Source organism: Planobispora longispora (genome assembly GCF_016863135.1).
GTDB lineage: Bacteria > Actinomycetota > Actinomycetes > Streptosporangiales > Streptosporangiaceae > Planobispora > Planobispora longispora.
In genome coordinates this window covers 77,479-89,223 of record NZ_BOOH01000003.1, presented here as the reverse complement: position 1 = coordinate 89,223, position 11,745 = coordinate 77,479, and the positions used below count along the sequence as shown (strand labels likewise).

At 75.5% G+C, this 11,745-nt stretch carries 10 protein-coding genes; 3 read left to right on the top strand and 7 right to left on the bottom strand.

The genetic code is table 11. From position 1 onward, the window contains the following. Window positions 1-67 precede the first annotated feature (67 nt). From Plo01_RS02130 to Plo01_RS02120, 3 genes are all read left to right on the top strand, one after another. Window positions 68-859: an STAS domain-containing protein gene (locus Plo01_RS02130; RefSeq protein ID WP_203888742.1), complete on the top strand. Its 792-nt coding sequence runs from the start codon at window positions 68-70 to the stop codon at window positions 857-859. A 54-nt stretch (window positions 860-913) separates the two neighbouring features. After that, window positions 914-1,663, top strand: a complete 750-nt coding sequence (locus Plo01_RS02125; protein WP_203888741.1) for a lysophospholipid acyltransferase family protein — start codon at window positions 914-916, stop codon at window positions 1,661-1,663. Window positions 1,664-1,758: 95 nt separating this feature from the next. Then, window positions 1,759-2,307, top strand: a complete 549-nt coding sequence (locus Plo01_RS02120) for a hypothetical protein (RefSeq protein ID WP_203888740.1) — start codon at window positions 1,759-1,761, stop codon at window positions 2,305-2,307. Window positions 2,308-2,337: 30 nt separating this feature from the next. On the opposite strand, the gene Plo01_RS02115 is transcribed toward Plo01_RS02120, so the two are convergent. Genes Plo01_RS02115 through Plo01_RS02085 form a run of 7 tightly spaced genes read right to left on the bottom strand, consistent with a single transcriptional unit; the run spans window position 2,338 to window position 11,708 of the window. Beyond that, a complete protein-coding gene (locus Plo01_RS02115) occupies window positions 2,338-3,225 on the bottom strand; it encodes a glutamate ABC transporter substrate-binding protein (RefSeq protein ID WP_203888739.1) in 888 nt (295 codons plus the stop codon). Window positions 3,226-3,236: 11 nt separating this feature from the next. Next, complete coding sequence (locus Plo01_RS02110; protein WP_239315801.1) at window positions 3,237-4,745, bottom strand: GlnX family signal transduction membrane protein; 1,509 nt, start codon at window positions 4,743-4,745, stop codon at window positions 3,237-3,239. Further along, window positions 4,742-5,698 (bottom strand): FHA domain-containing protein, encoded by a 957-nt coding sequence (locus Plo01_RS40810; RefSeq protein ID WP_203888738.1) that lies wholly within the window; start codon window positions 5,696-5,698, stop codon window positions 4,742-4,744. Before Plo01_RS40810 ends, Plo01_RS02110 begins: the two co-directional genes overlap by 4 nt. A 16-nt stretch (window positions 5,699-5,714) precedes the next feature. Next, entirely contained in the window at window positions 5,715-7,031 is a 1,317-nt protein-coding gene (locus Plo01_RS02100) for a vWA domain-containing protein (protein ID WP_203888737.1), read from the bottom strand. Continuing rightward, a complete protein-coding gene (locus Plo01_RS02095; RefSeq protein WP_239315800.1) occupies window positions 7,028-8,062 on the bottom strand; it encodes a PP2C family protein-serine/threonine phosphatase in 1,035 nt (344 codons plus the stop codon). The genes Plo01_RS02100 and Plo01_RS02095 overlap by 4 nt, the downstream gene beginning before the upstream one ends. Window positions 8,063-8,067: 5 nt before the next feature. After that, window positions 8,068-10,443 carry a serine/threonine-protein kinase gene (locus Plo01_RS02090; RefSeq protein WP_203888735.1) on the bottom strand — a complete coding sequence of 792 codons (2,376 nt, stop codon included), beginning with the start codon at window positions 10,441-10,443 and terminating at the stop codon, window positions 8,068-8,070. Then, complete coding sequence (locus Plo01_RS02085; RefSeq protein WP_203888734.1) at window positions 10,440-11,708, bottom strand: hypothetical protein; 1,269 nt, start codon at window positions 11,706-11,708, stop codon at window positions 10,440-10,442. Before Plo01_RS02085 ends, Plo01_RS02090 begins: the two co-directional genes overlap by 4 nt. Window positions 11,709-11,745: the final 37 nt, after the last annotated feature.

The following is an 11,745-nucleotide window of genomic DNA, read 5'->3' as shown; positions in this document are numbered from 1 at the left end:
GGATTCATTCGGTGTATTCTCGCGGTGTTGGGTAAACGTTGGCATGGACGGCCACGATGAGGTATCCATGAGCATGGATCTCACAGTGCGCGTGGTCCACCGCGATGCCGAGACCGCCTCGGCCGTCGTGGCGGTCTCGGGTGAGCTGGACGCCTGCAATCAGGGGCAGGTGGAGTCCGCGCTGGAGCTGCTGATCGCCGAGGGTGTTCTGCACGTTCTGGTGGACGCCGCCATGATGACCTTCTGCGACATCAGCGGGATGCGGATGCTGGCGCGGGCGCACCGGGATCTGCGCGACAGGGGCGGGGAACTGGTGGTCATCGCCCATGAGGCGGTGCACAAGCTGGGCCAGCTGATGTGGCCGGGGCCGTCGCCCAGCCGTCCCGCTCTCTTCCTGGCCCGTGATCAGCGGCCGGCGGTTCCGAAGAGGATGCGGCACACGTCCGTCCTGCGGGGCGTGGGGCGGCGGTCGCGGTCGCGCGGCGAGCGTAACGCGGCCGGCGCCTCCTCCGCGCCGCGACCGGCCCGGGAGCCGAATTCTCCCGTGGACAGACGTTCCGTTCTGGAGAAGTCCGAGAAACTGCGGAAGGAGATGGCGGCGGAGCGGGAGAGGATGCTCGCCCAGGCGGAGACGATCTGCGTCACGCTGGCCGCGGTGCACGAGCAGCTCGCGAGCCTGCACGTCATCATCGAGACCTGCAGGGGCGCGCTGTCCTTGGCGCGGCCGGCGGGCGCGCCCGTCCCGGAGTCGCCGGTCGTGCCCGTACGGGACCCGCTGACCTGCGACGGACACTCCCATCTGGCGGCGGCCGACAAGTTGCGCGACCGCGTCTCCCTGTTCGAGGGCTACGCCCTCTGACCCCGCCCCCGATGCCGGTCGGGGCGGGCGATCCGGCTGGGGTACGGTTCAGCCATGGCTGAGATCGTGTACCCCCCGGTCATCGGGGCGGCGTTGACCATGTTCCGGACGCTGGACATGAGGATCCGCATCGAGGGCGCCGAGAACATCCCCAGGACCGGTGGAGCGGTGCTGGTCAGCAACCACATCAGCTACCTCGACTTCATCTTCGCCGGGTTCGCCGCCCGCCCGGCCGGGCGGCTGGTGCGCTTCATGGCCAAGAAGGAGGTCTTCGACCACAAGATCTCCGGTCCGCTGATGCGCGGCATGCACCACATCCCGGTCGACAGGTCGGCCGGGGCCTCGGCGTTCGGCGCGGCGCTGAAGGCGCTGCGGGGCGGCGAGGTCGTGGGCGTCTTCGCCGAGGCCACGATCAGCAGGTCCTTCACCATCAAGGACATCAAGAACGGCGCGGTGCGGATGGCCGTCGCGGCGGGCGTGCCGATGGTCCCGATCTCGCTCTGGGGCACCCAGCGCCTGTGGACCAAGGGCCGCCCCAGGAAGCTCCTGCAGCGCCACGTGCCGGTCACCATCCTGGTGGGCGAGCCGATGAACCCCAAGCGGGGCGACGACTACGACGCCGCCACCGTGAGCCTGCGCGAGCGGATGGCGGAGCTGCTCGACCGGGCCCAGCGGACCTACCCGGAGATCCCGCAGGGCGTCTGGTGGCAGCCGCGGCACCTGGGCGGCACCGCGCCGACCCCGGAGGAGGCGGCCGCGATGGACGCCGCGGAGGCCGAGGCCCGGCGCAAGCCGGCGTCGTAGGCGGCCGGCGCGGTCCCGGCGCGCCGATCGAGGCGCGCCGCCCGGCGCAAGTTGTCGTCAGGTGAGTCGCAAGTGGGCTGGTGCACCATATGTCCATGAGTGACTCGTTTGAGAGCATCGTGGATGCCTTCCAGCCCGTGCGCCCGCAGCCGGGCAACCTGCCGGGGCCCGCCGCCCGGGTGATCCTCGTCCTGTGCTGGCTGGCGGTCGGCCTGCTGCCGATCCTGCTCGCGGTGGGCGACGTCAAGCTGGCGGCGGGCACGGTCGGCACACCCGGCACCCTCACGGTGGTCTCCTGCGAGGACCTGGGCAAGGGCCGTTACGACTGCCGGGGCAGCTTCGCCCCCGACGGCGGCGGCGCGGCGATCCCGGTGGCCGCCTCCCCGGACTCCGAGGCGGGCGACGTGACCCGCGCCCAGCTCGCCCCCGAGGGCGACCGCGCGGTCAAGGCGGGCGCGACCGGCGTGGTCGCCGCGCTCACCCTCCCCTTCGTCGGGGTCGCCGGACTGGCCTTCCTGCCCTACGTGATCATGTACTTCCTCGGCGCGCGGCGGGGCCGCCGCGCCGCGGTGGCGGCCGGAGCCCTGGTCACCGTGCTCGGCGTCACCGGGATGATCGTCGGCATGGTCGCCGCCTACTCCTGACGCCCCGCCTCCCAACCGCCGCCCGTCGGGTCAGGCGCACCCCTCGAACTGGGGGACGCTGAAGTTCAGCTCCAGGCCCGACGCGCCGAACCACTTCCTCAGCAGCTTCCCTGCGGTGCCGTCCTGGTACATGGCGGTGAGCGCCCGGTTGACGGCCTCGCAGCCGTCGAGGTCGCCCTTGCGCATGCCGATGCCCAGCCGCTCGTCGGTGAACGGGGCGTTGACGATCCGGAACGCCGACCCGGTCTCGGCGGAGAACCCCGCCAGGATCAGGTCGTCGGTGGAGACCGCGTCCACCGCCTTGTCGCGCAGCTTGTCCAGGCACTCGCTGTAGGTGGCGGCCGGGACGAGCCGGACGGCGATCTGCCGCTCCTCCTTCACCCGGCGCCAGGAGTTCGACCCGGCGGCCTGGCACAGGCGCCTGTCCTTCAGGTCCCGCACGTTGTCGACGTCCTTGTCCTCCGCGCGAACGAGGGTGTCCTGGTGGGCGACGTAGTACGGCCCGGCGAAGGTCACCTTCGACCGGTTCACCGGGGTGATCGAGTAGGTCGCGACGACCATGTCGACCTTCCCCTCCTCGATGAACCGCTGGCGGTTGGAGGACAGCACGGTGACGAACTCGACGCGGGGGGCTCCGATCCGCCGGGCCACCTCCGTGGCGACGTCGACGTCGAAGCCCTCGTAGCGGCCCTCGCCCACCTTCATCCCCAGGCCGGGCTGGTCGGGCTTGACGCCGACCACCAGGGTCTCGCGGTCCAGGATCGAGTCGGGGCGGCCGGTCCCGCACGCCCCGGCCAGCAGGACCGCCAGCCCCGCCGCCGCGGCGAGCGCGAGCGGGCGGGGCCTCCGCCCGGATCGCCGCCCGCGGCGGCCGGGGTCCGGGGGGAACGCCCCGGCGGACACGCTCACAGGTCGCATGGTCCCTCCCGTCAACGGTATTCCGAGAGCCGGGGCCAGACCCCGGCGACGATCAGCACGGCCGTGGAGATCATGGCCATCGGGAGCAGGAACCACAGTTCCTCGACCCGTTCCTCGCCGTCGCGCACCGCCCGGTCGAACGTGGTGCGGTGGATCCCGGCGAGCTTCACCAGGGCGGCGTCGTACGCCTCGAACCTCGTCGCCAGCTGTCCCACCAGAACCTGCACGGCCTCGCGTGAGGTCGCCCTGCGCAGCTGGGCGTCGCTCTGCTGGAACTCCCGGTACCGCCGGAGCACGTCGGCGATGGCCGCCTGGCGGGCGGACGGGCCGGAGCGGGCCGCCTCCTGCCCGATGAGGCCCAGGAACTCGGCCTTGGCGGGATAGGCGGCCACCCCCTCGGCCACCGCCGTGTAGTAGGCGCCGAGGTTCCCGCTGGGCGCGTAGAGCACCGACTGGGACTTGTCGAGGTAGGTCTGCTCGTAGGTGTCGGCCCGCTCCGGGTCGAGGAGGTAGCGGCTCTGGTCGCCGTGCATGCTGTTGCCCACGGCCCGCGCCCGGGCCAGGGCGAGCACGGAGTCGAACCCCTCCCGCTTGGCCTCCTGCAGGAGGCCGGCCTCCCCGCCCAGGACCGTGAACCCGGTCAGCGCGTACATCCCGGCGATCGCCGTCGCCACCAGCAGGGCCGGGTTGAACACCCGGCGGAACCGCCGGGCGAGGAACGCCTGGAGCCAGACCAGCCCGCCGAGCGCGAGGAGCCCGGCGGCGGCCACGAGCACCTGTCCCGTCCCCAGGGCGGAGGTGTGCTCGTCGTGGGCGCGGCGCACGATGGTCCCGCTCTCCAGCGTGAGGTTGTAGGCCATGGGCAGCAGTTCCAGCCGCATCAGGTCGGTCGCCTGGCGGTAGACCTCGAGGACCCGCTCCGGCGGGGGGCCCGCGGGGTGCCCGGCCTGTTCGTCCAGGAGCAGGGCGCGGGCGGCCAGCCGCTCGTACCGGCCCAGGCGGTCCAGGACCGCCTGGACGGTCCGCCGCTCGGCCGGGTCCGCGCCGGCCAGGGCCGACGCCTGGAGCACCGCCCGCCCGGCGTCGCTCCTGCGCCGCTCGTACAGCTCCAGCGCGCGCTGCCGTCCCTTGCCGAGCCCGTGCTCGTCTCCGATCAGCAGGACGTTGGCGACCTGGGTGTCCATGTCGCTGAGCGCGAAGTACAGGTCGGCCGTGGCCACGACCTGGGGTCCGGCGTCGTGGCCGATGACGTCCAGGCCGTCGTTGACGTCCTGGAAGGACGTCGACAGCGCGCCGAACAGCAGGACGAGGGCGAGAACGCAGGCGCCCGTGATGGCGAGGACCCGGCCGGGCACGCTCCGCAGCCGGGACGGCGGACCGGTCCTGCGCGGGGGCGCCGGAGGGGCCGGGGCCCCCGGGGACGGCGCCGGGCTCCGGGCGGGGGCCGCCCCCGGGGCGGGGGAGGCGGCCCGGTCCGGGGACGGGGGCGCGGGAATCTGGTTCACCGGGACGGATGTCATGCTTCTCTCCTGCGCCGCAGCGTGATGAGGGTCCACGCGCCGAGGTGGATCCGGTCGCCGTCACCCACCGGCACCGGCTCGTTCACCCCGACCTGCCTGCCGTTGACCACGGTGCCGTTGGCCGAGCCGGGATCGACCAGGGTCCACGCGCCGCCGGGGGAGGGGAGCAGGACGGCGTGCAGGTGGGAGACCCCGGGATCCTCGGGCGGGCCGCTGAGGTCGATCTCCGGGACCAGGTTCCTGGACCGGCTGGTCCGCCCGATGCGGATCTCCCCGTCCGCCAGGGGGACGTCCCGCCGGGGACAGTAGGGCGGGAACGCTATCCGTTCGGCGTCCGGCCCGCCCTGGGCGATCATCCGGTCGTAGTGGTCGCGGTCCGCCTGGACGACCGCCTCCCACCGCGTCGCCGGCCCGGCCGCGGGGACGCCCGGGAACGTCCCGGCCGGGCCCGGGGCTCCGCCGGCGGAGCCGGGGAACACGCCCGCCGGACCCGAGCCTCCGCCGGCGGTGGAGCGGGGGAACGTCCCCGCCGGACCCGAGCCTCCGTCGGCGGAGCCGGGGAACACGCCCGCCGGGCCCGGGGCTCCGGTGGCGCCGGACGCCGGGAATCCGCCGGAGGCCCCGGGACCGCTCGCCGCGCCGGGGACGGGCGCCGTCTGGTCGTGGCCGCAGTCCTCGCAGAAACGCCCGATGACCGGCGCCCCGCAGGCGGCGCACTCCTGCGGCTGCCCGGCCCCGGCGGGCGGCGCCTGCGGGCCCGGGACGGCGCCCGCCCGCCCGCCGGCGGAACCGGGACCCCAGGGGTGGGCCGTCCCCCCTCCGGCCGCCCCGGACGGCCCCTGCCCGGCTGCTCCCGCCCCGTTCGCACCGGTCAGGCGGGCGCCGCAGACGTCGCAGTACCCGTCGGCGAGGCCCGCCTCGCCCGGGGTGTGCCCCTGGGGGCAGATGACCATGGCGTCCCTCTCCCTCTCAGCCCGTGGCGCTGCGGAGCCCGGAGGTTCCCGGGTCGCCGGGATCCCGGCGCATGCGCGCCGTGCGCACGGATCCGGTGTCGAGCGCGATCTCGTCGGCCTTGTCGACGGAGCGCCGGAGCCGGGCGGTCCCGGTCCCCGGATCGATCTCGACGACCTTGGCGAGCAGCCGGGCGGTCTCGTCGTTGCCCGACTGCTCGGCCAGCGCCCTGGCCCGGCCCAGGCGCGCGGTCGCGGTGTCGAGGTCGCCCGCGGCCCGGGCGCTCAGGCCCTCCTGGATCAGGTCGAACAGCTCCGCCTGCCCGGTGTAGTGGGCCACGCCCGGGCTGACCCGGGTGGACAGGGCCAGGTCGTCGGTCCACTGGGCCAGCACGTTGCCCCGGGCGAGGATCTCACCGCCGCCCGGGACCACCAGCCGCACCCAGGCCCCCCGGATCTCCTGGCCGACCGTCCCGGGGGCCACCTCGACGCAGAGGTGGTAGACCCGCGTCTCCGCGCCCCAGGCCCCGGTCGGGTAGTCGCCGGTCAGCTGGTCGACGGGGGCGCGCATGCCCGTCAGGTCCGCCAGGGTCGGCGACACCTGCTTGAGGTAGCGCACCCTGCCGTTCTGCGGGGTCCAGATCCGCAGCGCGACCTCGGCCACGGCCTTGCCCATGGTGGTCTCGACCATCGCCCGGAAGTCGTCGGCGAGCTCCTCCGGCCTGCGGATGAACCCGGAGGTGCCCAGCAGCGCGTCGGCGACCTTGCGCAGCTCGGCCGGGGCCCAGTCGGTGCCGACCCCCCGGCTGTCGCACACGAACCTGCCCGCGCAGTGGGCGAGGGCGGCGCCGAACGTGCGCTCGTCCTCGTTGTTCTGGCCGTCGGTCAGCAGGATCGCGTGCCGGACCGCGCCGGGGTGGTCGGCCAGCAGCTCCGCGGCGAGCCGGAGCCACTTGCCGATCGCGGTGCCGCCGCCGGCGGCCAGCCTGCTCAGCGCGCTCCCCGCCTGCCTCCTGGTGTGCGGGTCGGCCCTGACCGTGCCGCGCGTCTCGGGGAAGATCTTGATCGCCTCGTGGGTGCCGGCGACGATGGCGAAGTGCACGCCGTCCCGCAGCGTGTCCACGGCGGCCTGAGCGGCCCGGCACGCCTCGGCGATCTTGTCGCCGCTCATCGAGCCGGAGGCGTCGACGATGATCACCTCGGCGGCCTCCACGGTCCCGCCGGCCATGGGCGCGCCCGTGGCCTGGACGGTGAGGATGGCGTGGATCTCCTGGCCGCCCGCGGCCAGGTACTTGTTCTGGTCGATGTCGAGCGTGAACACGGGCTGGTCGCTCATGCGTTCCTCCCCAGGTCGGCGGGTGCGGGTCCGGGCGGCGGACCGTACGGGACCACCAGGACGGTGATGTTGTCGCGGCCCCCGGCCGCGAGCGCGTGCCGCACCAGGGCGCGGGCCGCCTCCGGCGGCGCGTCCCCGGTGGCGAGAGGGGCCAGGGCCCGGGCCTCCTCCAGATAGCCCCAGAGCCCGTCGCTGCACACCAGGAGCACGCCCGGTCCCTCGGGCGCGAGCGTGCGGACATGCGCCTCCACCTCGCCGGCGTCCGCCCCGAGCCAGGCGGACAGCACACCGGGGGCGGCCGTGTCGTCCTCGGTGAGCAGCGCGGAGTCATCGGCCGGCGCGGACGCCACGGGCACGGGCACCACGGGCATGGGCACGGTGGGGGCGGATTCGGGCACCGGCGCGGTGGAGGCGGCGGGGCCGCCGGCGGGCACGGCGGAGGCATCGGCGGGCCGGTCCGCGGGGGACTCGGCACGCAGCCAGTAGGCCCGGCTGTCGCCGACCCAGCCGACGGTGATCGCACCGGGTTCCACGACGGCCGAGACATAGGTGCAGGCGGGCGCGTCCTCCGGGGACGAGGCCAGGGCGGCCACGGCCGCGGCGGCCCGGGCGACGGCGGCGCGGGTGGCGGAGGCCGGGTCCGCGCCCGAGCGGAGCTCCGCCAGGAGCGTGGCGGCGCCGGTCCCGGCGGCCGTGGACGAGGCGGTCTCGGGCCGGGGCGAGGAGGACACGCCGTCGCAGACCACGCCGATCGTCAGGCCGTCCGCGGCGACCAGCGCCATGGCGTCCTCGTTGCGGGCGTGCCGCAGGCCGCGGTCGCTCACCCCCGCCGCGCCGCCGGCCTCCACCTCGACGTGGTCGCTCTCCGCGGGCTGACGCAGGCCGCACCGCTCGCAGTACCCTTCCGGATCCACCGGCGCGGGCCCGCACCGGACGCACCGGGCCGCCTCCAGCGGCTGCCCGCAGCACTCGCAGAAGGACTCCCCGGGACGCACGCCCTCCCCGCACCGCGGGCACACGCCCGTCTCCACGCCGATCACAGCATCGTCCGGGGACGGGAGGCGTTGGCCCGGTCGACGAGCGCGTACCGCTCCGCGGGCGTGGCCGCCACCCGGGCCAGCTCGCGGTAGCGGCGTTCCAGCTCCCGGCGGAGCGAGCGCTCGGTGAACGGCGTCCCGAGCAGGGCGCCGGCGCCCGGGCCCGAGGCGGTCCGCGCTGCGGCGCCGCCCCCCGAGCCGAGCCAGTCGAGCGCTCTCTCCAGCACCTCGGCCGCCATCTCCCCCCGCCGCCGGGGATCGAGGTCGTCCAGGTCGGCGAGGCGCTCTCCCGCCGAGGCCAGCGCGGCGGCGTCCAGCGCGGCCAGGTCCCGGCTCCGGATGCTCCCCGCCACGACGGCCAGCTGCGCCGCCACGAAATGGCTGGAACTGTGCGGCACCTCGTCGAGCACCGCCATGGCCCCGTCCGGGTCGCCGGCCGCCAGCAGGGTCCTGGCCAGGCCGAAGGCGGCGCTCACGTAGGAGCGGTCGGTGCGCCACACGCTCCCGTACCGCCACGCGGCGGCCCGCGCGTCCCCGGCGCACTCCAGTGCGAACCCCAGCGCCAGCCGGGCCGCGCACTCGCCGGGCATCAGGTCGTAGCAGCGGTCGAAGATCCGTACGGCGTCCGCCGGATCGCCGGCGACGAGCGCGTGCACCCCCCGGGTCCACAGGACCCGCCAGTCGCCGGGCAGCTCCCGGGCCACCTGGCCGAGCAGGCCGCCGGTCTCCCCGGCCCCCTGCTCGGCGCTGAGCCGGGTGAGCGCGAGCAGGGTCTCCGGCGTGTGCGGGGTCGAGCCGAGCATGGTGATCAGCTCGCCGGGGGTGCGGGCGGTCAGGCCGGACAGGAACGCGGTGCCCGGGTCGGCGGGGTCGGCCAGCGGGACCGGCAGGGCGGTCCCGGCGGCGGCCCGCTCCAGCGGCGCCAGGACACGGCCGTCGCCGCGCCCCGCGACGGCGGTCCCGGCGGGGATCCGCTCGGGCCCGAACAGGGCCGACGGCGCGGGGTAGGGCATGCCGTCCTCGGCGGCGCGCACTTCCCGCAGGACCCCCATGAGCTGGTCGGCCATCTCCTCCGCGCTCGCGAAGCGGGCGGCGGGGGAGGGATCGGTCGCCCGGCGCAGGAAGCGGTGGAAGGACTCGTACCCGACCGCGGGCGGCAGCTCGCCGAGGGCGGGCAGGGGCGCCTCGGCGCCGCCGCGGACCGGGCTGAACGGGAAGCTCAGCACCGCCAGCGTCCGCCCGACCGTGTAGAGGTCGGAGGCGACCGACGGCCCCGCGGAGGCGATCTCCGGGGCCTGGTAGCCGACCGTCCCGTAGATGGGACTGTCCTGGTCGGAGGCCATCCGCACCGCGCCCAGGTCGATGAGCTTGAGCTCCCGTCCGACCTGGATCACGTTGGCGGGCTTGAGATCGCAGTAGAGCATGCCGCGGTCGTGCAGGTAGGCGAACGCGCGCAGGATCTCCAGCGCGTACGGGATCGCCTGGCGCAGCGGCAGCGCCTCGGTGTTGCCGCTCTCCCGGAGCCTGCGGCGGAGCTGGTCGTGCAGGGACTCGCCGCCGACGTACTCCATGACGAGGTATCCGGCCATCCGCCCGGCCTCGGCGCCGGGCTCCCGGTGCCGGACGAAGTTGAAGATCTTGACGATGTTGGAGTGGTCCACCCCGGTCAGGAACCGGCGCTCGGCCTCCGCCACGGCCAGCGCCTCGGCGTCGGCGGTGTTCAGCAGCCCCTTGAGCACCACCCAGCGGCCGTCGAGGTTCCGGTCGGCGGCCAGGTAGATCCAGCCGAGCCCGCCGTGGGCCAGGCAGCCCTTCACCTCGTACTGCCCGGAGACCAGGTCGCCCTCGCGCAGTTTGGGGGTGAAGGAGAACCGGGTGCCGTCGTGCGGACAGAACCCCTCGGTGCGGCCCGGGCGGCCGTTCCTGCTCCGGCCGACCGGCCTGGCGCAGTCGGGTTTGGCGCAGAACCGCTTCTCCTCGGGGACCTGGGGGTCCTGCAGCACCACCGCCATCGGGTCCCGGTAGACCACCGGGGGCACCTCGGCCAGCCCCGCGCCCAGCTGCCCGGGCCGGGTGCCCCCGGTGCCCCGGGTCCCGCGGCCGGAGGTGGGGGCGCTGCCGCGACTCCCGGACGGGATCGTGATGGGCGCGGAAGGGTGCGGGAACGGGGCGGATCCGGGCGCGGACGGGACGGAGCCGTACGGCGGCGGCGCGGAGCCGTAGGACGGCGCGGAGCCGTATGAGGGCGGCGCGGAGCCGTGCGAAGGCGGGGTGGCCGGGAGGGAGGCGGCGGGCGGCGAGGCGGGGTGGCCGCACAGGTCGCAGTAACCGTCCTCGATGGTTCCCGTGCAGTTCGGCTGGGCGCAAGCGGTCATCCGGCGGCTCCCTGGATCGCGCGTTGGTATCCGTTGACGGCCTCCGTCGCCTTGCGCAGGTCGCACGGGGCCGTCCAGAGCAGGTCTCGGGCGCGCAGGTGCGCGCGGGCGAGCGCGGGGTCCTCGGCCAGGCCGAGCCGTACGGCCCTGGCCCGGAAGGCCTCCAGCCGGCCGCGGAGCTCGTCGCGGCGCTCGATCAGCTCGCGCAGGGAGGCGGTGGCCCGCTCCGACTGGAGCAGGGCCTCCTCCGCGGCGCGCTCCAGCGCGGCGAGGAGGTCGGCGCGTTCCAGCCACCCCCCGCCGCCGTGTCCGCCCGGGTCCCCGATCGCGTCCGGGCCGCGGGCGCCGCCCTCCGGGACCGCCGCCTCCGCGGGGCCCGCGGAGCTCGCGGAGCTCGCGGAGCTCGGGGCGTCCAGCGCGGCCAGGCGCTCGTTCAGGGCGGACGCCCGGCCGGGGAGGGCGGGCAGCGCCGGAGAGGCGATCTTCGCCACCACGAGGTCGCGGGCGCGCAGGGACTCCTGTTCGGCGGCGGCCACCCGGCCGAGCAGGGACCGCAGCGCCTCGCGCCGGCGGCCGTACGCGCGCCGGACCTCGGCCGCCCGCCGCGCCCGCTCGTGCAGGCGGGAGGTGTCGGCGGCGACCCGTTCCAGGTCCCGCCCGCCGTCGCCGAGCGGGTCGTGGCGCAGCTCCTCGCGGACCCGTTCGATCTCCCGCTCGCACACGTCCAGGTCGGGGTCGCCCTCGCCCAGCTCGTGCAGGAACCGCCGGGCCGCCCCGGCCTGGGCCGCGGCGGCGTCGAGGCGCGGGAGAGCCGCGTTCCAGGCCGCGTCGACCTCGGCGACCAGGCCGGTGACGTCGTGGAAGGCCAGTTCCATCGCGGCCACGGCCTCGTCCAGGGTGAACCGCTGTTCCCCGGGCCCCAGCAACCGGCGCCGCTCCACCGGCCCGGTGTCCGGCGTGAGCCGTACGGCGGGCCCGGCCAGCAGCCAGGTGAGCTCGGCGAGCTCGTCGGCCCCGAGCCGCCGGTGGGTGCCCCGGATCCGCTCGGCCTCCTCCACGACGGCGCGGTAGGCGTCCAGCAGCGCCCAGAGCAGGGCCACGCGCCCCCGCACCTGATCCCACCGCCGCGCGGTCGCGCCGCGCAGCGGGGCGGTCTGCAGCAGCCGGACGATGGTGTGCGCGTCGAGGTCGAGGACACCGTCGGAGATGCGGTCCCGCTCCTCGCGGCGGCCGCGCAGGGCGTGATCGACACCCTCGGCGCTCATCGGCGGACCTGCCGCCCCCCTACTCCCCGTCAACGCT

What these genes read in the sequence shown, in the direction of transcription:
- Plo01_RS02130 (WP_203888742.1), top strand. Translation starts at nt 68, where the DNA reads ATGAGCATGGATCTCACAGTGCGCGTGGTCCACCGCGATGCCGAGACC.
- Plo01_RS02125 (WP_203888741.1), top strand. Translation starts at nt 914, where the DNA reads ATGGCTGAGATCGTGTACCCCCCGGTCATCGGGGCGGCGTTGACCATG.
- Plo01_RS02120 (WP_203888740.1), top strand. Translation starts at nt 1,759, where the DNA reads ATGAGTGACTCGTTTGAGAGCATCGTGGATGCCTTCCAGCCCGTGCGC.
- Plo01_RS02115 (WP_203888739.1), bottom strand. Translation starts at nt 3,225, where the DNA reads ATGCGACCTGTGAGCGTGTCCGCCGGGGCGTTCCCCCCGGACCCCGGC.
- Plo01_RS02110 (WP_239315801.1), bottom strand. Translation starts at nt 4,745, where the DNA reads ATGACATCCGTCCCGGTGAACCAGATTCCCGCGCCCCCGTCCCCGGAC.
- Plo01_RS40810 (WP_203888738.1), bottom strand. Translation starts at nt 5,698, where the DNA reads ATGGTCATCTGCCCCCAGGGGCACACCCCGGGCGAGGCGGGCCTCGCC.
- Plo01_RS02100 (WP_203888737.1), bottom strand. Translation starts at nt 7,031, where the DNA reads ATGAGCGACCAGCCCGTGTTCACGCTCGACATCGACCAGAACAAGTAC.
- Plo01_RS02090 (WP_203888735.1), bottom strand. Translation starts at nt 10,443, where the DNA reads ATGACCGCTTGCGCCCAGCCGAACTGCACGGGAACCATCGAGGACGGT.
- Plo01_RS02085 (WP_203888734.1), bottom strand. Translation starts at nt 11,708, where the DNA reads ATGAGCGCCGAGGGTGTCGATCACGCCCTGCGCGGCCGCCGCGAGGAG.